23 protein-coding genes and 1 pseudogene are annotated in these 20,497 nt (G+C 46.1%); 10 read left to right on the top strand and 14 right to left on the bottom strand.

Features of this window, described 5'->3' with window-relative positions; translation table 11 throughout:
- Window positions 1-12 precede the first annotated feature (12 nt).
- Window positions 13-291: pseudogene (locus DWX32_RS00200) on the bottom strand (ParB/RepB/Spo0J family partition protein); the annotation flags it as partial.
- 489 nt (window positions 292-780) lie between these two features.
- On the opposite strand from DWX32_RS00200, the gene DWX32_RS00195 reads away from it, so the two are divergent.
- The gene (locus DWX32_RS00195) at window positions 781-1,029 is read left to right on the top strand and encodes a DUF6061 family protein (protein ID WP_033121501.1); all 249 of its coding nucleotides are present in this window, start codon (window positions 781-783) and stop codon (window positions 1,027-1,029) included.
- A gap of 49 nt (window positions 1,030-1,078) precedes the next feature.
- Here DWX32_RS00195 and DWX32_RS00190 read toward each other — a convergent pair whose 3' ends face one another.
- The 7 genes from DWX32_RS00190 to DWX32_RS00160 all read right to left on the bottom strand — a co-directional run bounded on the left by DWX32_RS00190 (window position 1,079) and on the right by DWX32_RS00160 (window position 9,331).
- Window positions 1,079-2,104, bottom strand: coding sequence for a sensor histidine kinase (locus tag DWX32_RS00190; RefSeq protein WP_055228679.1), 1,026 nt, complete (start codon window positions 2,102-2,104; stop codon window positions 1,079-1,081).
- Window positions 2,101-2,778, bottom strand: a complete 678-nt coding sequence (locus tag DWX32_RS00185) for a response regulator transcription factor (RefSeq protein ID WP_055228678.1) — start codon at window positions 2,776-2,778, stop codon at window positions 2,101-2,103. The genes DWX32_RS00190 and DWX32_RS00185 overlap by 4 nt, the downstream gene beginning before the upstream one ends.
- Before the next feature lie 19 nt (window positions 2,779-2,797).
- Window positions 2,798-4,870 carry an ABC transporter permease gene (locus tag DWX32_RS00180; RefSeq protein ID WP_055228677.1) on the bottom strand — a complete coding sequence of 691 codons (2,073 nt, stop codon included), beginning with the start codon at window positions 4,868-4,870 and terminating at the stop codon, window positions 2,798-2,800.
- The gene (locus DWX32_RS00175) at window positions 4,860-5,627 is read right to left on the bottom strand and encodes an ABC transporter ATP-binding protein (protein ID WP_033121505.1); all 768 of its coding nucleotides are present in this window, start codon (window positions 5,625-5,627) and stop codon (window positions 4,860-4,862) included. The genes DWX32_RS00180 and DWX32_RS00175 overlap by 11 nt, the downstream gene beginning before the upstream one ends.
- A gap of 77 nt (window positions 5,628-5,704) precedes the next feature.
- On the bottom strand, window positions 5,705-6,892 hold the full coding sequence (locus tag DWX32_RS00170) for a hypothetical protein (protein ID WP_117522845.1): 1,188 nt from the start codon (window positions 6,890-6,892) through the stop codon (window positions 5,705-5,707).
- A 31-nt stretch (window positions 6,893-6,923) separates the two neighbouring features.
- Window positions 6,924-8,213, bottom strand: coding sequence for a protein kinase family protein (locus tag DWX32_RS00165; RefSeq protein WP_117522846.1), 1,290 nt, complete (start codon window positions 8,211-8,213; stop codon window positions 6,924-6,926).
- A 14-nt stretch (window positions 8,214-8,227) separates the two neighbouring features.
- Window positions 8,228-9,331, bottom strand: a complete 1,104-nt coding sequence (locus DWX32_RS00160; protein ID WP_117522886.1) for a DUF6076 domain-containing protein — start codon at window positions 9,329-9,331, stop codon at window positions 8,228-8,230.
- A 220-nt stretch (window positions 9,332-9,551) separates the two neighbouring features.
- Between DWX32_RS00160 and DWX32_RS00155 the strand changes: the two genes are divergently transcribed.
- The 7 genes from DWX32_RS00155 (at window position 9,552) to DWX32_RS00120 (ending at window position 14,344) form a co-directional block, all read left to right on the top strand.
- A complete protein-coding gene (locus tag DWX32_RS00155) occupies window positions 9,552-10,163 on the top strand; it encodes a CHC2 zinc finger domain-containing protein (protein WP_117522847.1) in 612 nt (203 codons plus the stop codon).
- A complete protein-coding gene (locus DWX32_RS00150) occupies window positions 10,147-11,520 on the top strand; it encodes a DNA primase family protein (RefSeq protein WP_227143262.1) in 1,374 nt (457 codons plus the stop codon). Before DWX32_RS00155 ends, DWX32_RS00150 begins: the two co-directional genes overlap by 17 nt.
- Before the next feature lie 399 nt (window positions 11,521-11,919).
- Window positions 11,920-12,135: a phosphoribosylglycinamide formyltransferase gene (locus DWX32_RS00140; protein ID WP_109258817.1), complete on the top strand. Its 216-nt coding sequence runs from the start codon at window positions 11,920-11,922 to the stop codon at window positions 12,133-12,135.
- 63 nt (window positions 12,136-12,198) lie between these two features.
- Entirely contained in the window at window positions 12,199-12,384 is a 186-nt protein-coding gene (locus tag DWX32_RS00135; protein WP_117522849.1) for a hypothetical protein, read from the top strand.
- 77 nt (window positions 12,385-12,461) lie between these two features.
- Window positions 12,462-13,751: a plasmid recombination protein gene (locus DWX32_RS00130; protein ID WP_117788320.1), complete on the top strand. Its 1,290-nt coding sequence runs from the start codon at window positions 12,462-12,464 to the stop codon at window positions 13,749-13,751.
- An 18-nt stretch (window positions 13,752-13,769) separates the two neighbouring features.
- A complete protein-coding gene (locus DWX32_RS00125) occupies window positions 13,770-14,072 on the top strand; it encodes a hypothetical protein (protein WP_085531218.1) in 303 nt (100 codons plus the stop codon).
- A gap of 80 nt (window positions 14,073-14,152) precedes the next feature.
- The gene (locus tag DWX32_RS00120; RefSeq protein ID WP_118594704.1) at window positions 14,153-14,344 is read left to right on the top strand and encodes a recombinase family protein; all 192 of its coding nucleotides are present in this window, start codon (window positions 14,153-14,155) and stop codon (window positions 14,342-14,344) included.
- Window positions 14,345-14,392: 48 nt separating this feature from the next.
- Here DWX32_RS00120 and DWX32_RS00115 read toward each other — a convergent pair whose 3' ends face one another.
- From DWX32_RS00115 to DWX32_RS00080, 6 genes are all read right to left on the bottom strand, one after another.
- Window positions 14,393-16,069 carry a recombinase family protein gene (locus DWX32_RS00115; protein ID WP_118659103.1) on the bottom strand — a complete coding sequence of 559 codons (1,677 nt, stop codon included), beginning with the start codon at window positions 16,067-16,069 and terminating at the stop codon, window positions 14,393-14,395.
- A 100-nt stretch (window positions 16,070-16,169) separates the two neighbouring features.
- Window positions 16,170-16,397, bottom strand: a complete 228-nt coding sequence (locus tag DWX32_RS00110) for a transposon-encoded TnpW family protein (protein ID WP_004607973.1) — start codon at window positions 16,395-16,397, stop codon at window positions 16,170-16,172.
- Between the two features lie 417 nt (window positions 16,398-16,814).
- Window positions 16,815-17,075: a helix-turn-helix domain-containing protein gene (locus DWX32_RS00100; protein ID WP_118659102.1), complete on the bottom strand. Its 261-nt coding sequence runs from the start codon at window positions 17,073-17,075 to the stop codon at window positions 16,815-16,817.
- Window positions 17,056-17,496, bottom strand: a complete 441-nt coding sequence (locus DWX32_RS00095) for a sigma-70 family RNA polymerase sigma factor (RefSeq protein WP_050636981.1) — start codon at window positions 17,494-17,496, stop codon at window positions 17,056-17,058. Before DWX32_RS00095 ends, DWX32_RS00100 begins: the two co-directional genes overlap by 20 nt.
- A gap of 536 nt (window positions 17,497-18,032) precedes the next feature.
- Window positions 18,033-19,022 (bottom strand): 23S rRNA (adenine(2503)-C(2))-methyltransferase RlmN, encoded by a 990-nt coding sequence (gene rlmN, locus DWX32_RS00085; RefSeq protein WP_002569187.1) that lies wholly within the window; start codon window positions 19,020-19,022, stop codon window positions 18,033-18,035.
- A 23-nt stretch (window positions 19,023-19,045) separates the two neighbouring features.
- Window positions 19,046-19,225 carry a cysteine-rich KTR domain-containing protein gene (locus tag DWX32_RS00080; RefSeq protein WP_002588768.1) on the bottom strand — a complete coding sequence of 60 codons (180 nt, stop codon included), beginning with the start codon at window positions 19,223-19,225 and terminating at the stop codon, window positions 19,046-19,048.
- A 384-nt stretch (window positions 19,226-19,609) separates the two neighbouring features.
- On the opposite strand from DWX32_RS00080, the gene DWX32_RS00075 reads away from it, so the two are divergent.
- A complete protein-coding gene (locus tag DWX32_RS00075) occupies window positions 19,610-19,963 on the top strand; it encodes a helix-turn-helix transcriptional regulator (protein ID WP_118639938.1) in 354 nt (117 codons plus the stop codon).
- A 268-nt stretch (window positions 19,964-20,231) separates the two neighbouring features.
- Window positions 20,232-20,497 (top strand): plasmid mobilization protein (locus DWX32_RS00070; protein ID WP_243037529.1); only part of this gene is annotated, 266 nt, incomplete at its 3' end.

Below are 20,497 nucleotides of genomic sequence, written 5' to 3'. Positions count from 1 at the left end.
AGGCGGCTCCTTTCATCGCTCCTGGTCTCTCTGACGTTTACGCTGCCATTGTTCCAATAGCTTGATAATGGTCTCCTGCATCCTGGCTGGTGTGTAGCTTCTGGGAAAATACTTCCGCAGAGTGTCAGAAGTAAAAGTAACCCTGTCCAGCAGTTCGGGAATCAGTTCTGTCAGTCGAATAAATCTTTGAACCTGATTTCTACTTGACCCCGCCTGTTGTGCCAAAATTTCGTCAGCCCGCAACTTCGTCCCAACTTGGGACGAAGTTAAATCCACTCGCTCTCCCTGATGCAAGCACGATAGTCACTTTCCTCCTCGCCATGACAAAAAGCACCCAGTTATTTGTTACTGAGTGCCTGCATTAGAATCGTATTTAATTGTTCAGATTTGGTCAGATTATGCCAAACCCTCCAGCGAAAAATCCGGTGTCTGAGAGTGCCAAATCACCCTCAAAAATACCCCCGAAATTGTTCTCTGGTTGTCCTATTTTTTAACCACTAAGACCGTTTTTTGACCCCATTTTTGCCGACTGTCCTATATTTAACCACTAAAAATCGGGTGAAAACGGCTCTCGTTTGGTCAAATGAGGTCAAACTATATCAGCCTGTTTAGGTATAAGAAAACCCCGGAAAACCTTGGCTTAACAGTGATAAGGAACTAATTTACTTATCAACTGTTAGCTGACGGTTTCCGGGGTGCATACGGACAAATCCCGTCTGATTTCTAACAGGAAGTCAGACGGGATTTTCGCTTTATATTACGAATTATGGAGGACATACCATGAAAACCTTAATATCTTGTGCCTACAATATGGATAATTGCTGTGTGGAAGTGAAATTCAGCGACGGCAGTATGATTGCGATTGACACTATCGTCGTTGAGAACGAGATTGCTGACAATATGTATCAGCGGTCAGAGCTGGATTATTTGATCTACAACGCTCCTTTGGAGTATGCAGACCTTATCTTGAACGGCGATCCCGAAACCTATTTGAAAACTGTAACAGAATACAAGCCTTGGGATAGCTGACAACACGCTGCCCGCAGGAGAAAATCCTGCGGGCGTTTTTCTGTTTATATTATTTCCCTCCGTTGGATCTCAATTTAGGAAAGAAGATGACAATCTTGAAGCTCTTTCCCCACTGGGAAGCTGCTTCCAGATGAAGATTTAGATCGTCGGCCATCTTCTTAACCAGGTAAAGTCCCATACCGGTAGCCTTCTTTCTGCTGTCAGTAGAATCCCCGGTAAAGCCCTTTTGAAAAATGTACGGCAGATTATATTTTTTTACGCCAATGCCGTTATCTTCAACAGAAAGGATATCTGCAGTCTCCGAATGTATCACGGAAATTGTAAGCATGGGACTATCGCTGCTATATTTGATGGCATTGCTAACGATTTGTCCCAACATAAACTGAAGTCCTCTACGGTCTGTATAGACTGTTTCAGATTGCAGTTTGTTGAGAATGACAAAATGCTTCTCTTCAAGAAGTGGGGCATAGTCCTCCAGAACTTCACCCAAGCAGTCATTCAAATTGACATCCTCAAATCGGTAATCCTTTGTACTGCTCTTCAACCGGGCATAGTACAGCATCTGCGTGACATCCTCCTGAAGCTGACTGCGGACATAATCCAGCTTTGCTTGCAGGGAAGGAGAGATTTCATCGTTCCGGTTATCCAAGAGCATGGTCAGCAACGATAGGGGCGTTTTCGCTTCATGTGCCCAGCCCTCCACGTATTCTTCATAGTCCCGTAGGGCATCCGCCATATTGTTACTCTCGTTTTTGTATTCCCGTAAAACCGAAGCCAAAAATCGGACAGATTCTCCTTCTTTCTGACTAATGGCACTGAGCAGCCGTTCTTCATTGCAGATGGTAGGATCACTGAGGAAATCTCGGAACAGTTCCATGTGGGTGTTCTCCCTCTTGTTTAGTACAAACAGAATCGCTGAAAACAAAAGGATGCTCGTCAGAACTACTAACCCGATCAAGGTTTGAAATACCTGAATGTCAGAAATCCAAAGAATGACAGCGCAAAAGCAATCCACGCCCAGCAGCAACAGAAGCCAGGGGTAGTACCGTTCTATCATGTGCCAAAGCTGCTTCATAGAGACACCTCCGCTTCCAAACGGTAGCCCATTCCTCGAACTGCAACGATTCGCTGCTTCATTTCAAGGGCGGACATCGTTTTTTTCAGCCGGGTTAGGTTAACCTGCAAGGCATTTTCATCTATGTATTCCGTGGTTCCCCATAGTGCCATGCAAAGCTGCTCCGTCGTGACCAGAGCATCGCCGCCGGACAAAAGAGCGACCAACAGTTTTCCCTGATTTTTTGGAAGCACCACAGAGGTATTATGAATATAAAGCGTGTAGGTCTGCTGGTCTAACAGGAAATCTGGTCCCTCTATGAGATTGGTACGGCCTTCATACCTTTTGAGAATATTGGATACCCTGGCAAGAAGTCGATCTTTTCTGCACGGCTTCGTCAAATATTCATCGGCACCCAACTGGAACGCTTGCAGTTCATCCTTTACCTGATCTCTGGAAGTCAGCACCAGGACGGGGATAGCAGTTTTATTCTTTAGCTCCTGGCAGATTTGAAAGCCACTGATCTCCGGCAAGTTCAGGTCTAAGATCACAAGGTCAGGGCGGAGGGCTGCCAAGAGCCGAGCGGCATCTTCAAACTCGGTAATTGCCTCCACAAGATAGCCGTCCTTTTGGAGCATATCGCAGAGTTCTTCCCGCATATAGACTTCATCTTCCACAACAGCAATTCTTTTCATGACAGCACCTCCTTCCAAATTATTCTTCTCTCTGCGGCTGCATCAGTGTCAGCAAATACCGATCACTGGAGCGCTTGACCACTCTCATATAAATATATTCTATCACGCAAAGTAGTAAAATCATAGCAGCAGATACAAGCAGCATTTCAGACACTGTCCCACGGGTTCGGGACGAGAGTATCCCTGTAAATAACGCCCTGACTCCAAACAGACTGCTGACAGCCGCAACCAATACAGGAAGTCCCATAAACCAGGTAATTTGCTTTCCAGCAGACTGGCAAAGGGTTTCGTAAGTAGCTCCCAGGCGGATCAGGGTCTGGTATCTGCGCCCGGTTTTCTGCTGACTCATCAGGAACTGAACACCCACGATGGTGTTGGCAACTACCAGGAAAACAATCGCAAGATAGAGGGTAATATAACTGGATGCTATGGTGTAGAAAAGCTGACGACCTATATTCTGAAGATAGCTTTCATATTCAATGCCAGTTTCGTCCAGCTTCTCGTTCAAATCCAAATATGCAGTCATAAGGCTATTTCCATCCAGAGCCTGCTCACTGAGCACCGCATTGACATAGGTATCATACATTCCCTGGCTATAATATAGGAATGCTTCATCCGGAAGAATCAATGCAAAGGACAAGGTTATAGAACGGTCCGTGACCAAATTCACAGACTGAACCTCTCCTGTAAGATGAATCGGACTACCATCCAGTTCCACCTTGGGCTGTCCGGCCAATACTTGGTTCAGCATTGCGGTACGGCTTACCGTAGTAAACTCTGTATCAATATAGACAGCGGCCTCCTTTTCGCCTAATTGGAGAGCCGGTTTGCCGGACAATTCCAACAAACGATTATAGTCCGATAAACAAATCAAATATGGGTATGTGGCATAACCAAGATTGTTCAGAAGGACATCCCGGTCTTCCGACTGGGGCAGGCTCCGAAGAGAGTCCATAACAGCGTCCATGCTGTAGGCATTATCATAATCTTCTGTGGTGCGAATACGCCCAACCCTCATTTCAAAAAGCTCTGAAAATTGATTTTCCAAACCGTTTTCTTTCAGGGCTGCCTTTATATTCGGAAGAACCTGCGATGAATCTTCTGCAGTATGATCTTCAAAAGTATAGTCGATTACATGGCCAGAAGACAGGCTATTCGTTCCTGCAATTCCTACGCCCGCACCAAAACAACACAGCGCCGCCAGAATCAGCAGGGAGCTGATGGCCATGGAGGTTGACTGATGAATAACATTCTCCTGAATCTGCCGGAAGGTAAATACATGAAGCTGCTTATTTCCTTTTCCTTTCTTAACAATCAAAGCAATCAGCGCACGCATCCCATAGAAAAGCAGCATCGTACCAACTATGCCCAACAGCAAAGTCAGTCCCATCATACTTACCTTTGTCCATGCAATTCCCTGAATCGCCATGTAGTAAGCCACTGCCAACATCACACTTCCGCATATAGCAGCCAGTCCATAGATAACAGATGGCATTTGCTTTTTGGGGCGGTTCGTTGGCTGGGATAGCAAAGTACCGATCTCCTGGCGGCTGATTCGTCCACTCAAAATCAGAAGTGCCGTCAGCTTAATTGCCAGAAATCCTGCCAGCGTCCATTCAATTGCAGACCAGGATAAAGAAAACTGATGACCGATGATCCCCATGCCTACCAGCTTGGCGGTGACAAGACTGACAATTTCTGAAAGCACCACAGCCACAGGTAAGCCTATGAGCATGGCAAGAATACTGGTCAGGAAATCTTCCGCCAGAAGCATACCAAACAGTTTACTTCTACGCATCCCCAACATTAGATAAACACCAAACTCATGCCGTCTGCGCTCGAACTGATACTTGCAGGCAAAATAGATCAAAAAGAACAGAATACCGAGGGTCATCCCATAAAACGCAGGAATCAGAAGCAGGAGTTTGTCAACTGCGTCACTCTCCATTTTCTGCAAAAAGAGCATCACATCTTGAGTGGAGATGGAAAGAATCATGTAAAAGGCAACAATAGAAATCACCAGGGAGCTGAAAAACAGACCGTTTTCCTTTCGGCTGCGGTGGCTGTTCCGAAGAATGAGATTAGAGAACATTTGCGCTGCCCCCTCCCAGTTGCGCCATCACCTTCAGGATGCGCCCGTAGAACTCCTGCTGGCTTTCGTCTCCACGCCGAAGCTCATGAAAGATCACGCCGTCCTGGATGAACAGAATGCGCTTGCAAAAGCTGGCGGCATTGGAATCATGGGTTACCATCAGGATCGTAGCTTGTTCGTCACGATTCAGGCCGGACAGCTTCTCCATAAGACTTCTTGCGTTCTTAGAATCCAGCGCACCCGTCGGTTCATCGGCAAGGATCATTTGGGGATGTAAGATCAGAGCCCTTGCTGCCGCAACACGCTGACGCTGGCCGCCGGACATCTTGGACGGAAACTTATCCAGAACATCAGTGATTTCCAGATAGTCAGCCAACTGCTTCAGCCGCTGGCTGCTTTCTGCTTCGGATACCCCATGCAAGGAAGTCGGGAGCAGGATGTTTTCCCTGCCAGTCAGGTTGTCCAGCAATTCAAAGTTCTGGAATAGATAACCAACTTTTTTGCCACGGTACTCTGCAAGAGCCTTTCCCTTGAGGGATTGCAGAGTATCGCCTTCCACCTGAATGCTCCCACCGGTGGGCTGAATCACAGTTGCAATACAGTTGAGAAGCGTGGATTTACCGGAACCACTGCTTCCCATAATGCCGAGAAACTCTCCCGGCATCACCTGGAAGGTGATCCCATTCAGTGCCTTTGTTTGACTTGGCACATTGCCATAGATTTTTGTTAAATTTTCAATATTCAAAATGGGTTTCATGTGAATACCTCCTATCATTTGTAATAAAATGATAGCATGGGAACACAGCAAATACCACTTACAGTTGTTGTAAGGATTCAGGATATAAGTGGCGGCTCAAGGGGGACGAGCATATATTTTTTAAGAGCATCAGGCGACAATGATAAAATATACCGGATCGCCTCATTGGCAAACCAGTTCGTTTTAATTGTATCCCAATCAGCAAGCCGAATGATTTCTGCTGTGCCGTTCTCAAAATCAACTGATATTTCGCCCCATTCGCCGTCGCAGTCTGCCTGGTATTCGTAGATTGCGGCGGTGATTTTCTTTTTGCGCTTGGTTTTGGATTTCTGTTTCAGCCGGACTGCATGGATAGCACCCTCGGCAACCAGAAGCTCTGTCAGCTTATCCATCGCTTTCCGGTAAGCCCGCTCTGCACCGCTGGCTGTGCTTCCCTCAAACATAACCGCCAGGTCTTCAAAGGTGGGGCGGTTCTTCCATGAGCCAACACGCCCACAGGTCATGCAAATTGCTAACCGTTTTTCGAGCAAGGTCTGCTCCCGGTAATTCAGTTTCTCAAATGCCCGTTGCACCTTTTCTGCCTGTATGCCGTTCCAGAGGATGTCGGTATAGTTCCAACTATCGTCAAGGGCGACATCTTCGCCAGTTTCCTCGCCGTCCTCGTCTGTCACATAGAATGGCTGCTGATTGCGGATACCTCGGACAACTTTCAGATATTCTTCGGCAAGAGCAAGATCACAGTTGTATTTCTTGGAAAACTCGTTGACCGCATCCTTGGTATTGTGGTACAGCCAAGCCATTGACCGCACCATTTTGTAATTAGTCAGAGAGGATACCGACCATTTTTCTTCGCCCATGCGGAAACGGAGCATAGCATCCCGGATGAACGGAAAAATGTATGTAGCATACTCCGCACCCTTGGCAGGATCATAGTCCATCAGCTTTTGGAGCATTTGCTCCCGGCAGGACAGTTTTATATCCAGAAAACGGTCTGTATCGTACAAATCGCCGCCATCCACACCAAGAAAGCTCTTGATGCGCTTATTAAGCTGCGGCTCGTAGTGATGTAGAAAGAACGAAAAATGTAGCAAATTCTTTTCATGCAAAGCAGACAGGATATATTCGTTCAGATTGCCCACTGATGGCGGCTCCGGTTCCAGTTGGAAGATGCGCTCTGCCACATAGGGAATGATGCCGTCACCGTGCGGATTGACTTGGTATTTTGGTATGTATCCGGTCATATTCCATGTAAAATCATTCAGCATAGCGCACCTCCCTTCTGTATGCCATTCTGTTTTATGAAATGTATTCCATGATTATGGAGTTCAAAATATTATACAATGATTCTACGCACATCAGCTTTACTACGCCGTTATGGTCACTTAAAATCGTACCATCTTCGGAATAATAGAACCGTATCGTCTTCCAACTATCTATTGTGTATTTTATCGTGATGCTGCAATACCTATCAGTTCCACGAGCGGGTTCATAATTAATTGAAAAATAGATTCGGTCATAAGTTCCGCTATAGAGATAATGGCTGGCATTGTTTTCAACATTTACGGATGTATAATCAATGCCATCCTTTGAATTTTTACGGTATTCATCGTAGAGTTTTTGAATCAGCTCAAAATCAGGGTATGTATTCAGTAATTCTTCTAACGCCTTTATATAATACTGACTAAAGGAATTTACAATTAGCCGATTCTTTTCTTTTATCTCCAAGAGTTCTAAATTCCGTTTCTCTTGATATACTCGTACTCGATACTGTTCTTCTTCCCCTGGCGTCATATTGCCCTCTGCAATGAAGTTCTCAATCTGTCCAATCAAACTTGAATATGCGCAGCGCTCATCAGGAGCAATATTCAAACATGATGCAATAATTGTATTAGCAACAATCATATCAGCATTTCCGGGAAAACGCTTGGTCAAATCATATTCATCAACAAACCAGAAGTTTGAAGGCATAAAGTCCTCCGGCTCACCATTGATCATACACCAAAGAACTTTACCCAAAGAAAATATATCTCCTTTTTCAGTTACTTCCTCTACACGACCTGTTTCGTATTCTGGGGCAATATACATCCTGGGACCAACTGCCATAGTTTCCGGTGTCAGTCGTTCGCTCCCATCGTTAAGAAAACACGTTCCAAAATCTGTAAGATACAGTGTGTATTCATCACCTTTTTTCAAAAACAAGATATTATCCGGCTTTATATCTCTGTGATACAAGGGCGGATTTCCGGTTGAAAGTGTATAGAGTGCTTTGATGACCGGCAAAAGCAGTTCAAATGCTAATTTAACATTCCCTTTGGTAACTTCGAGTATATCGTATACCGAACCGTCATATTTTTTCATTTCAACATAAGATTCAGCAATTTTATCCTCGTTAATATAAACATCCGTCACCTCAACAACATTGGGAATTGGATTCTTGCATAATTCCTGAAATACAGCAAGTTCTCGTTTGAAGCGTGCGACTTTTTCAACGGTAGACGTATTTCGAAGGTATTTTCTCGCAGTTCCGGTTTCAGTATCGAATACCACATCACCATTACCGCCTTTAACATCAGCTTTTCGTGCCATGTATTATCTCCTTGTCATTTTTTGTTGTAAGCTTCCTTTTTCAAGGCAGCCTGTCCCATTTCCTTTTCATAATCGCCCTTGGCATAAGCAACATTGCTCAAGGCCCGGAGCATTTTATCTTTCGCCAGTTTCTTCATAACCTCTGCAAGATCAGCGTCCAGAGTACCACGCTTCACATAGCGGTTTATGGTGTTCAGCCGCTTCTCATAAATCTGTTTCAGCGGATGATCGTCCGCAAGCTCCCGCTGTTCTCTGCCTTTCAGATTGCCGATCTGCCGGCAAGTGCGGTGCAGCTTATCTCCCGGTGCATAACCGCCGCAGTATTTGGTGTGCCTTGCGTTGGTGGTCAGAAACCATTTGCCGCAGATCCGGCATTTTTTCGGTGCATGACCAACACACAAGCCCTCAAAGAGATCAGAACGGAACATTCCCACAAAGGATACATAGTGCATCCGTTTGACGAGCTTCGCCACATCCTCGCCGGGACGGACAGTTGTCACATACTGAATAGAGTTGTTCGCAACAGACATCCAGGCATTGCCCTCCGTGATAGAAAACTCCGGCGGGAAATAGCTGCCGAACATTTTTGCAAAGCCCTCTGCGGTACGGTCTGCTTCGTTGCTGTCTGATTTTTCCGCAAAATCAAGCACTGCGGTTTGGTATTCCCTAAGAGAATATGCCAAATGTCCGAATACAGCGGTATAACGTTGGAGCATCGCCGCATCAGCATATTTCGGAACTTCTTCAAACGGTAAAGAATTGGTTGCAGCTTTTGTAGCAAACTCCACATATTTTTGTGCGCTGTCCGCAGTAAAAACCTTTTCTATCCGTTCCCGGTGCTTTGGTATATCCATATAGGAGAACGGCGGCGTTTTGCTGAGAATCTCTAACATTGTCAATGCAGCTTCCCTTGCCATAGGAAAGAGTGCAGAAGCGTCCTGTCCGGCGTTCAGCATTCCAAGCAGTAGATTAATTTTCTGGCATTGTTCATTCATTTTGGCAAGAGTATCCGCCGAAACATTCAGCGCATCACAGGCAAGAGTGCCGATAGGAAGTGCTTTGTCCTCATATATGATTGTATCCTGCCAAAAATCCAATGTCATCAATTCTTGATTCATGCTTGCTCTCCTGTCCTGTTTTTTCATTTCTTTCATTATATCATGCAAATGTGAAGAAATCTACATCCTCCGAAAAGCTGTCCTGTTTTTTGAAATGGGGTTGTCCACCGATTAGCCTGTTTTTTGAAAAATCCGGCATAACAATAGTAGACGGAGCGAAGCACCTGCCAATCACGGCGGGTGTTTCGTGCTTTCTGAATACTATGAACGGAGGTTTTCTATGACAATCTATGAAACCATCAAGGTGGCAATCAGCGTAAAGCAAGCCGCCGAACACTACGGGCTGAAAGTCAACCGAAACGGCATGGCTTGCTGCCCGTTCCACAATGACAGGCATCCGAGCATGAGGCTGAATGAGGATTATTTCTTCTGCTTTGGCTGCGGAGTCAAGGGGGATGTGATCGACTTCGTGGCAAGGTCGTTCGATCTGAGCAGCTATGAAGCAGCACAAAAGCTGGCTTCGGATTTTGGGCTTGACCCGAAACCGCCCACTTCCGCAGCTATGCTCAAGCCCAAACGTCCCTATATCCGTCAGTTTCGGGAGGACGAAATGCTGTGCTTCCGGGTGCTGATGGATTATCTGCATCTGCTGGAAGATTGGAAAGTGCGATATGCACCGAAAACACCGGACGATGATCTGGATGACCGTTTTGTGGAAGCCTGCCAGATGATTGATTATATCGAATATCTGGCAGATATTTTGACAGTCGGTGATTTAGAAGAACGGGTTGCCGTGGTGGACGAGCTAATGAAGGAGAGCAAGATTGCTTTCCTTCGGAACTATGTGGCACGGAAACGAAAGGAGGGGTTGTCCCATGGGGAAGAAAGGTAAAATGCCGGATATGAATCTGCCGATCTGGTTTGACGGGCAGAACATCAATGAAGCTCTGTTCTGTGAAGAATTTCTGCGTGAGCGCAGAATCATCTTCGCAAACGGAGCTTTTTTTACGCCCGATGGTCGGGTAACAGACGATCTCCCTCTCCGGGGTGAGATTTACGACAAGCTGAAATTCTGTGCCGTGAACAACATCCCCCGGAAGATCACCAATATTCTGGAGGTGCTGAAACTGGAAGCACAAGTGCCTGACTTTCCTCCGGAGCAGGATCGGATTCATGTTGCCAACGGTACGCTGCTGCAGAACGGAACATTCACTGAGGGCAGACCTGCTATCGTGCGGAGCCGTCTGCCTGTTGCCTACAATCCCGATGCTCCTGCTCCTGTGGTCTGGCTGAACTTTCTGGATGACCTGCTTCATACAGAGGACATTCCCACTTTGCAGGAGTTTATCGGCTACTGCCTGATTCCCTCCAACAAAGGACAGCGCATGATGGTGATTAAGGGCAACGGCGGCGAGGGTAAATCCCAAATCGGTGCGGTGCTTTCGGCAATCTTTGGCATGAATATGAAAGACGGCAGCATCGGAAAGATTTCCGAAAACCGCTTTGCCCGTGCCGATCTGGAACATATCCTCTTGTGCGTGGATGATGATATGCGGATGGAAGCTCTGCGCCAGACCAACTATGTGAAATCCATCGTGACAGCACAGGGCAAGATGGATTTGGAACGCAAGGGCAAGCAGAGTTATCAGGGCTGGATGTTCGCCCGGCTGCTTGCGTTCAGCAACGGTGATTTGCAAGCTCTTTATGATCGCAGTGACGGATTTTATCGCAGACAGCTTGTGCTGACCACCAAGGAAAAGCCTGTGGATAGAGCTGATGATCCTGACCTTGCGGAGAAGATGAAAGCCGAAGCCGAGGGCATCTTCCTGTGGGCATTGGAGGGATTGCAGCGGCTTGTTGCCAACAACTTCAAATTCACAGAGAGTGACCGTATCCGGGAAAACCGGGAAGCGGTCAAGCGTGACAATAATAATATCTTTGATTTCATGGAATCGGAGGGATACATCCGGTGCAAAGCGGATGCGTCCATCAGCTCCAAGGATTTCTATGAAATCTACCGGATGTGGTGCGAAGAAAATTCCCTTGCACCGCTGAAAGCCCGCAGCTTCAGCGACGCCATGATTGCCAATGCCGGGAGATTCAATCTGGAACATTGCAACAACATCACCAACTCTGCCGGACGGCGGGTGTGGGGATTTATGGGTGTGGAAGCTGTGGCAAGACCTCATATAAATGGGTTTTACGATGTTTCGTCATGTACGTACGTACCGGAGGAATGGCGGGATTGATTTTGCCAGTCATGCTCTGTACGTATGTACGCAGCATTTACCCCTGTTTTCTCCCATTATAGGAAACAACGGCTTTCAGAGACAACCTGTTTTCGGGTATTGAAAATCAATGGCAATGGAAACAGCAAAGTTTTTGACCGCAGGACGAAGCTATTTCACGAAATCGTGCTTCTCTGAACCGTGTACCCTGTTCACGGAACAATAGATGTTTTCATTTTTCCAGACCAAATCACACGAAACAGTAAAGCGGGATATGGTCATATATGGACAGGACATCACAAGCAAAATTCTGAACGGATTTCAGAGATTGCAGATTTTTCACTGTTCGGTGTATCTGTTCCGTTTTGGGGTGCAGAGATTGTACCGAACCACAAACAGAATTATGAAGGATTTTTCAATATGAATGTACGCAATGAAATCAAGGCACAGATCATCCGTGCTGGGATGACCATGCAGGAAGTTGTTGACCTGCTCTCGGACGAGTACGGATGGAGCGACAGCGTTTCCAACCTGTCCGCAAAATTACAGCGGGAAAGCATCCGATACAAGGAAGTATTGGAGCTTGCCGATGTGCTGGGATGCGACATTGTATGGCAGCAAAGACGGGAGAAGTGATGCCCCCGGCAACAGCCCCTCGCATCTCCCGTCCCCATAGGCACACCGCAGTGCTGCCTATGGATGGCAGTGAAAGACGCTGCCAACGTCTGCAAGAAACGTTCCGCAGAACAGCTTCATGCAGACGGGCTGACCATGGGAAAAGTTGCAGACATTTTGCCTTGGTCAGCAGAGGTCACCGCAGTGACCGCATACCCCCTCGGGAGAGCCCACGGCACTTTGCAGCCAGAATGGATGAAAGTGTTATAGTGGGTTATTACACTTCCGCAGAAGTGCATCCCCGCAGCCCCGCCCGTCTGCTACTCTCGAAAGAAAGGAAAAAACCTATGGCAAGAAACGATGGAATTGACCGTACCTTTGCCCGTAACCAGGACTTGCCCACCCTCGACGATGTGGCGAAAGTTCAGGAGCATAACGAGCGAGAAAAAGACAGCTACTCCAATCAAGATATTGATACCACCCAGACCCACCGCAATGTCCACTTCAAGAAACCTACCGACAGCTATGCCGCCATGTTCGATCAGATGATTGCAGATGGTGTTATCTCCACCCGTGGTCTGAAAGCCGATGCGGTGAAATATGGGGAGCTGCTGTTTGATGTAAACTCTGCCTACTTCCACAACCACGGCGGCTATGAATATGCCAAACAGTTCTATGCCGATGCCTACAAAGCCGCCGTGGAGATTGTGGGCGGCGAGCAGTATATCCTCTCCGCTGTGATGCACGCCGATGAGCGCAACCGGGCAATGTCCGAAGCCCTGGGCGAGGATGTGTATCACTACCACCTCCATGTGGTTTATATCCCGGTGGTGGAAAAGCAAATCCTGTGGTCGAAGCGGTGCAAGGATGAATTCCTCCGGGGAACGGTAAAAGAAACGATCACACAGGTCAGCCGCAGTAAGAAATGGGAATCCAAACCCGTTCTCAATGAAGATGGCAATCCGATGTTGAACGCAAAAGGGAAAAAGATTTTGAAGTCGTCCTACAGTGTGCTGCAGGATGACTTTTTTAATTTCATGCGAGCCGCCGGATATACCGATGTGGAGCGTGGAGAGCGTGGCAGTACCGAGGAACATCTGACGGTGACACAGTTCAAGGTACAGGCCGAACAGCACCGCCTGGAAACTGTGACCGGACAGGTGGAACAGGCCGAGCAGAGTTTGGCGGATGCCAAGGCTGCTACGGAGAAGCAGAAAAAGAAACTGGAAGCTCTGCAAAAGGAAACCAAGGCAGCAAAGACCATTGCGCTGACGGTGCAGGATATTGAGGAAATGGGCAAGAAAAATGCCCTCACCGGAAATGTCTCGCTCACGCCGGATCAGTGCGATACACTCAAACGCTATGCGGTCAACGGCATTATTGCCAATGCTGACAATAAGCGTTTGAAAGAGAAACTGGCTTCTGCTGAAAAAACAATTTCCATCTGGAAACAGCGGTATGAAGCAGTAAACGAAAAATATATGGAACTGAAACAGAAAGCCCAGCCTTTCTTGGATGCGATAGAGATTGCGTCTGAAAGGGTTTGGGCTTTTGTTCATGCCATTCTCGCCAGAGGAAAGGAAACACAGGAACATAAGCACCCTGCCCGTAAGCGTAGGCAGGATATGGAAATTTAAGAAAGGAACTATTTGCCTATGAATAAAACCGTAGAGGAAATTAACAAGATGATTATGGAAGATGCCCCGATGGAAGAAATCAATGATGCCATCGGCTATATTGATATTTACTCCTGCTTCGACCCGATTTTTGAGCCGCCCATTGATTTTTTGGAAGAATGCCGCAAGCATTGGGAAACAGCGCAGTCTTCTTTCCGCAAAACCATTGAGCGTAAGATCGGGAACACATGGTATGTGATTGAAACAGAATGTGACGGGAATGAGCCGCTTGCCGACAAGGTAAAACGGCTCATTTTTTCTGACAAGGGGGTGATTTGTTAATGACTGCGACACAAAAGCATGATATAATTCCAGTATGCACAACGGTACTGTCGGCTGACCAACAACCGAAGGAGGATATTATGTTGGATCAGCAGAAAATTACCATTCTCTACTGTCGTTTGAGCAATGAGGATGCCCAAGATGGAGAGAGTAACAGTATCGCAAATCAGCGAGAGTATTTAACCCGATATGCCCGTAACCACGGGTATACAAACCTGAAAATTCTGGTGGATGACGGTTATACGGGGACGAACTTTGTTGAGGTAAGATAACGTAACCTTTTTTGCAGAGGGCGTTATCTTACCTCTTTTTGATGTATGTTAGATAGCATAACTCTTTACGTCGGCTCCTATCTGTCTGAAATAGGAGATACTTTCGGTAGGCTTGTCGCCCGTATCAACTCTGCCGACAAAGCTATAAAAGATTTCGATTTTGCGGGTGTTCGTTTCCTTATCCAGTTCGTGAATAAGAATACGGTCAATAAATTCATGGACGTTTTCGTAGGTCAGTTCGGTAATGGCGGTGTATCTGCGTACCAGTGCGACAAACCTTTTCACGTCCGCGCTGCGCTCGGTGGCGTTGTCGATTTCCTGTGACAGCTCCGCAATCCTCCGGGTCAGCGTCTTTTTTTCTTCATCATAGCCGGAAGTCAGAAAAGCAAACTGTTCATCAGAAAGTTTCCCTAAAGCGTTGTCCTCGTAGAGCTTGCGGAATAAGATGTTCAGCTCGCTAATGCGGCTCTGCGCCTTGTCAAGCTCTTTCCGCTGCTGTGTCAGCGTCTTTTGTACTGCCTTTGCGCTGCACTCGTTGGCGGTTTCGATAAACTCCTGTTCATGCTCTTTCACATAGGACAGCACCCTCTGTAAATCAGCAAGGACAAGTTCTTTAAGGACGCTCTTTCGGATATAATGGGTAGTGCAAAGCTCGCCAGTCCTTATCCTGTTTCGGTACTTTCCGCAAGTGTAGGCGTGTTTGCGTTCCAGTGTCCCGGCTCCCTGTTGCAGATACATTTTATAGCCGCAATCCCCACAAAAGAGAAGTCCCGAAAAAATGTCAATTTCATCAACCTTTGTAGGGCGGTGTTTGGTAGCAATCCGTTTCTGTGCAAGGTCAAAGGTTTCTTCGTCAATCAAAGGTTCGTGCGTGTTGGGGAAAAAGTATTGCTTTTCCTCCGGGTTCTTTTTCGTCTTTTTCGATTTGTAAGATACCTTATAGCTCTTGCCCGTAATGGTATGCCCCAAATATTCTTTGCGTCCAAGAATATCATACAGTGTCTTATCCGGCCAGTTATAAATACAGGTCGGGTGCGGGCGCGGGTGGCGGCAACTGCCGGAACGACGGTAGCGCAGTTCTGAAACAGTAAGTACCTCATGTTCCCGTAGCCAGTTCTGGATTTCGCAGATACGGTCGCCGCGCACATACATAGCGAAAATCTGTTTTACAATGTGCGCCGTTTCCGGGTCGGGCAATAGATGATTGCGGTCGTTTGGGTCGGCTATGTAACCATACGGCACTTCGCCGTTGACACGCTCGCCTTTCTGTGCCTTTGCCTGTTTAACAGCCCGGATTTTCTTTGAGGTGTCGCGGGCGTAAAACTCGTTGAACCAGTTCCGCAGAGGGGTAAACTCGTTATCTTCCCTCGCTGTGTCTACACCGTCGTTAATGGCAATGTAGCGCACTTCATATTCGGGGAAAACAATCTCTATCAGTTCGCCGGTTTTCAGATAATTGCGTCCCAGACGGGAAAGGTCTTTTGTTATGACGGTCGCCACGTTCCCGGCTTCAACCTCATGCAGCATGGCTTGAAGCCCCTCACGCTCGAAACTCACGCCGGAAAATCCGTCGTCTACAAAAAAGCGCGTATTGAAAAAGTGGTGTTCGTCAGCGTACTTTTGTAAAATCAGCTCTTGGTTCTGTATGCTCTCGCTTTCCCCGGCCTGCATATCTTCCTGGCTCAATCTGCAATATAAAGCGGTAATCTTGTCTGTCTGTAACATTTTGTCCTCCTTTCCGACGACAGACAAGCATGGTATTTGTACTGTCTATATTATACCACATACCGCTGCCTGTGTCATGTATAAAATGTGAAGAAACGCCCTATTTTCGGGCGTTTGCGGGGTTCAGCTCCATGTCTTTGCGAATGAGCTTTTTTATCTTTTTATCCAGTGTGTCCGTTGCGCGTTCACTTGCAGACGAACATACAAGGTAAGTAACTTTTCCGATTTTATGCTCCGTTGTGGTAACGGGCGTTTGGTTTTGCGTCAAAGAAAATCCCCCTTTCTTTCGCAAACATATAATACAGTCTATGAATAGCAGCAAGTCCACTATTCAATAAAACAAAGGCTTTAATCGGACGGTTATTAGCATAACCTCATGGGAATTTCACCCCGGCATGGTTCTCATGCAGCCCTACCCATTGCCTGCGACGCTCTTAACGCTCGGACTGTGGCTGTAAGGAAGTATCATTGTATATTCTGCGTGTCGTTGCCCGCAAACCGCTACACTTGCTTTCCGGCGCGGTGTTGGTCGCTCGGCTGTCCGGGCGGTGATAACCTCGCCCGGATAGCGTCATGGCGCACCCGCCGTATGGCTCGACGCAAAAGGAACGTATCCGATTTGCCCTATGCTGCGCCGCCGTTATCTTGCGCCGCTTTCTTTTTCAAGGTTCAAAATGGCTGTGCTACCCGCGTCAACAGCGGAACGGAAAAGGGGGTGAGAGAAAGCGTCCCGCCGCCGTTGCGGTTATTCCTCTGTCCTAAAGGTGAGGACAGCCATCATCAGTTTTGCTTGCAGCCGTTCCCGAATGTCGTGGTCTACGCCGAAATAGACGTTCCCGCGCTCGTCGTACAGCTTCTGCATGGAGAGGCGGGCTATGTAGCCGCTAAAATGCTGCAAGACAATCTTCATGGCGTCCGGGTCACCCTTTGTCGCTGCCACAATGACAGGATAGGGAACAAGGGCATTTTCCGGGTAGCCGGGTTCGTTACCATTCGTCCCATTCATCAGCATTTTCCTCCAGATATTTTCTTAATTTCTCAAAAGAGCTTGTCCGCCTGTACTGTATCGTGCTTCTCGATGTATTGAACAACTTCGCAATCTCGGTGTCGTTCATTCCCTCGAAATAGTACAGGAGTACGGCTTTGCGCTTTTCTTCCGGCAAAGTACGGATTGCTTCAAGAAGCAGCTTCGGCGTGATTTTCTTCCCGGCTTTCTCAAAGACGGTTTCGGCGGTTTCCCGTTTGAAATATTCATCAAAGGTATGAAGCTGCCGCGCTTCGTCTAAGGGCAAATCGGAAAAGGTGACTTCCCTTGCCTTATGCCTGTGCAGCTCCCTGTGAGCGTCACACGCTTCATTGTGCAGCACCGTATTACAAAACTTCTGAAAAGCACATTGTTTGTAAAACTCCCTGCTATTAGGTTCCACATTCTCACCTCCTTTCTCGTTGGAAAGTTGGTGGTGCTTCCCCCTTTTCGCGGGGCAATACGGCGTTTTTGAAAAACGCCGAAGATTTTTTGAAATTTTTTCAAAAAATTTTTTGAGCAGCAAAATACGCCTGTCCGAAAAGCCCGGACAGGCGTATAGGTATTGTAAGCAGTATTTAGATGATTAGACAGTTCATAGTCAAGGGTAGAGAGGTTCCCGGCGGTGGTCGGGCTTTTTTTGATATGTCAATGACCGTCGGATTTTGTCGATAGGGTATGTGCTTCATGGCGGCTACCTCCTTTAGCCGCCGCTTTTAACAGTGATACCGCGTCATTTCATTAGAAGATAAAAAGAAACGGCGGCTTTGATTTTTCAAAGCTGCTGCGGAAATCAAAGAACGACAAGCAACAGTTCTGATTTTGCTCCAATATGGTTATTAGGGGCACAAATTAAAATCAAAAAAGAGCCGATAACAGCAGTATTTCAAACTGCATATTATCGGCTCTGCGTCTGTGCGTCTGGCTCTTTTAATTAAATTATTTCTGTTGTTTTTTGGCTTTATTATATGTATTAGCTAACTGTCCACAAGCTGCTTTAATCTCTCTACCATGAGAAACTCTCATGGTAACTTCAAGTCCTGTTTGCTCTAATTGATGTTTGAACGCAACCATTTCTTGTTTTTGTGGTGCTCTAATTTTTGAATTACTCGTCGGGTTGTATTGCAGCACGTTAATCATAACATTTTTGCCCTTAAACCATTTTGCAAGTTGCCTTATATCTGAGGAACGGTCATTTATACCTGGTAAAAGCAAATACGCAAATACCACTTTTCGATTATGCCTTTGAGAATAGGACAATGCTTGCTTAACAACATCTTCAATAGCGTACATGTGCATATGAGGAATGATACAGTTTCTCGCAGCCTGTGTTGCTGCATGTAAAGATATTGTCAACTGAATTTTTAGATGTTCTTCGCGCAATTTTTTTAATTGATTAACTGGACCAACTGTTGATACGGTAATGCCGTCGGTTGGAAAGTTAAGTCCATTTCTATCTCGAAGAATATGGATTGCTGCAATCAAGTTGTCGTAATTGAATAAAGGTTCTCCCATTCCCATAAAAACGATACGATTTACTTTTTGACGTATCAATACAACCTGCTGCACAATTTCAGACGGTGTTAGATTACGAACAAAACCATTGCGTCCGGACTCACAAAAAATACAGCCAACAGAACAACCAACTTGCGTACTTACGCAAACAGTCCCACCATCTCGCCGTTTAATAAAAACCGTTTCAATATACCTGTTATCTTTCAATTCATAAACATACTTTTCAGTATCGCTACTTTTATAGACTTTTTTTGTTGATATTGATAGATTTTCTTTGTGAAATGGCTGTTTATACAATTCCGTATATAAGGCTCTTGCTTTATCCTCTCCAATTACTTCCGACATTTCTTTGTAAGTAAATCCGTATGGGTCATTCAATATTTCCGTAGGTGTACTTTTAGGTAAGTGTTTCATTTAAATATCCTTCCTTTTCAAAATTAAAAAGTTTGTTTTTCAGAGTTTTTGATTATGATTTCTAGTTTTTCAACATCAACGATATGCGTTAATTTACATTTAGGGCAGAAAAGAGGAAAATTTCTTAATACCGTATTATAAAATACTTGAACCCTCGTCTTTCCGTTACAAATTGGACATTTTATCCAATATTTTTCAAGCATAATATTTCTCCTTTTGCGCAAAAAAATGCAGGTCAATTCTCAACATGAGCATTGACCTGCATTTATACATATAATACTACAACAAAATTAAGGCATAGTTTTTATACTATGTCTATACGTCGTTAGTTTTGTTGTATAGCATACGCAAAATAAGCATGACAAAAAAGCCCATATTGAAAATGGGAAAAATCTTTTTTGATTTCAATGCTTATCGAATACGCATGCTATGTAACATAAACATTCCCCCCCTTTTATATAATATTATATACAAAAGCAGCTTGTTGTCAACATATATATATATGAATTATTTTGGCTAACTGATAGAACTATGTAGACATATCCAAGAAGAAAGGGGAACAGTAAAATGTAAGAGGGTGAATAACTATGGCAAAAAGACCAGTACCAAAATACGACTTCAAGGCTTTTGGGGCAGCGATAAAGGCAGCGCGTGAAGGACGCAAGGAAAGCCGCAAGAAAGTAGGCGACGAAATGTTTATCTCGCCGCGCTACCTTGCGAACATTGAGAACAAGGGGCAGCACCCAAGTTTACAGATATTCTTTGAGCTGATACAGCGTTACCATATATCCGTAGACCAATTCCTGTTAGACACGCCCGCTGCAAAGGACACAAAGCGGCGGCAGCTTGACGCGCTCCTTGACGGTATGAGCGATACAGGCATATGGATTGTGACCGCAACGGCAAAAGAGATTTCCGAAGTCGAAAAAGAGGGCGAATAGGAATGTCCGGCTTAAAACTGAACAGGATTTAGAGAGCGTTGTAATCTTTTTTGAGATTGCAGCGTTTTTCTTTTGCGGAAGTTTGGCAAAATCGCTTTTTCTCCGTAGTAGGGGATAAGAGCCTAAAGGATAAAAACATTCGTAGCAAGCATAGGAAGCGGGTACCCACTTCCGTATTTTCCCCCTCCCGCGCTGCGGCGCGTCGGTTGAAAATTGCTTGTTGGGAAGTGTCCCAAACCCTCGGAACGGAAAGGAAAGGAGCGAATACATGGACGGACGCAAAAGGACGGTACAAATCAAATTCAGAGTGACGGAAGCGGAACGGGATTTAATACTGGAAAAAATGAAGCTCGTACCCACCCGGAACATGGCGGCGTATCTGCGGAAGATTGCCATTGACGGATATATCATTCAGATAGACCACGCCGACATAAAGGCTATGACCGCAGAGATACAAAAAATCGGTGTCAACGTCAACCAGATAGCACGCCGCGTAAACGCGACGGGGAACGCATACCAAGAGGACATAGAGGA

It is taken from the genome of Blautia sp. AF19-13LB (genome assembly GCF_003479105.1).
Taxonomy (GTDB): Bacteria; Bacillota; Clostridia; order Lachnospirales; family Lachnospiraceae; genus Fusicatenibacter; species Fusicatenibacter saccharivorans.
The sequence above is the reverse complement of the archived record's forward strand: the minus strand, read 5'-3'. Positions and strand labels throughout refer to the sequence as shown.

What these genes read in the sequence shown, in the direction of transcription:
- DWX32_RS00195 (WP_033121501.1), top strand. Translation starts at nt 781, where the DNA reads ATGAAAACCTTAATATCTTGTGCCTACAATATGGATAATTGCTGTGTG.
- DWX32_RS00190 (WP_055228679.1), bottom strand. Translation starts at nt 2,104, where the DNA reads ATGAAGCAGCTTTGGCACATGATAGAACGGTACTACCCCTGGCTTCTG.
- DWX32_RS00185 (WP_055228678.1), bottom strand. Translation starts at nt 2,778, where the DNA reads ATGAAAAGAATTGCTGTTGTGGAAGATGAAGTCTATATGCGGGAAGAA.
- DWX32_RS00180 (WP_055228677.1), bottom strand. Translation starts at nt 4,870, where the DNA reads ATGTTCTCTAATCTCATTCTTCGGAACAGCCACCGCAGCCGAAAGGAA.
- DWX32_RS00175 (WP_033121505.1), bottom strand. Translation starts at nt 5,627, where the DNA reads ATGAAACCCATTTTGAATATTGAAAATTTAACAAAAATCTATGGCAAT.
- DWX32_RS00170 (WP_117522845.1), bottom strand. Translation starts at nt 6,892, where the DNA reads ATGCTGAATGATTTTACATGGAATATGACCGGATACATACCAAAATAC.
- DWX32_RS00165 (WP_117522846.1), bottom strand. Translation starts at nt 8,213, where the DNA reads ATGGCACGAAAAGCTGATGTTAAAGGCGGTAATGGTGATGTGGTATTC.
- DWX32_RS00160 (WP_117522886.1), bottom strand. Translation starts at nt 9,331, where the DNA reads ATGAATCAAGAATTGATGACATTGGATTTTTGGCAGGATACAATCATA.
- DWX32_RS00155 (WP_117522847.1), top strand. Translation starts at nt 9,552, where the DNA reads ATGACAATCTATGAAACCATCAAGGTGGCAATCAGCGTAAAGCAAGCC.
- DWX32_RS00150 (WP_227143262.1), top strand. Translation starts at nt 10,147, where the DNA reads ATGGGGAAGAAAGGTAAAATGCCGGATATGAATCTGCCGATCTGGTTT.
- DWX32_RS00140 (WP_109258817.1), top strand. Translation starts at nt 11,920, where the DNA reads ATGAATGTACGCAATGAAATCAAGGCACAGATCATCCGTGCTGGGATG.
- DWX32_RS00135 (WP_117522849.1), top strand. Translation starts at nt 12,199, where the DNA reads ATGGCAGTGAAAGACGCTGCCAACGTCTGCAAGAAACGTTCCGCAGAA.
- DWX32_RS00130 (WP_117788320.1), top strand. Translation starts at nt 12,462, where the DNA reads ATGGCAAGAAACGATGGAATTGACCGTACCTTTGCCCGTAACCAGGAC.
- DWX32_RS00125 (WP_085531218.1), top strand. Translation starts at nt 13,770, where the DNA reads ATGAATAAAACCGTAGAGGAAATTAACAAGATGATTATGGAAGATGCC.
- DWX32_RS00120 (WP_118594704.1), top strand. Translation starts at nt 14,153, where the DNA reads ATGTTGGATCAGCAGAAAATTACCATTCTCTACTGTCGTTTGAGCAAT.
- DWX32_RS00115 (WP_118659103.1), bottom strand. Translation starts at nt 16,069, where the DNA reads ATGTTACAGACAGACAAGATTACCGCTTTATATTGCAGATTGAGCCAG.
- DWX32_RS00100 (WP_118659102.1), bottom strand. Translation starts at nt 17,075, where the DNA reads ATGAATGGGACGAATGGTAACGAACCCGGCTACCCGGAAAATGCCCTT.
- rlmN (WP_002569187.1), bottom strand. Translation starts at nt 19,022, where the DNA reads ATGAAACACTTACCTAAAAGTACACCTACGGAAATATTGAATGACCCA.
- DWX32_RS00080 (WP_002588768.1), bottom strand. Translation starts at nt 19,225, where the DNA reads ATGCTTGAAAAATATTGGATAAAATGTCCAATTTGTAACGGAAAGACG.
- DWX32_RS00075 (WP_118639938.1), top strand. Translation starts at nt 19,610, where the DNA reads ATGGCAAAAAGACCAGTACCAAAATACGACTTCAAGGCTTTTGGGGCA.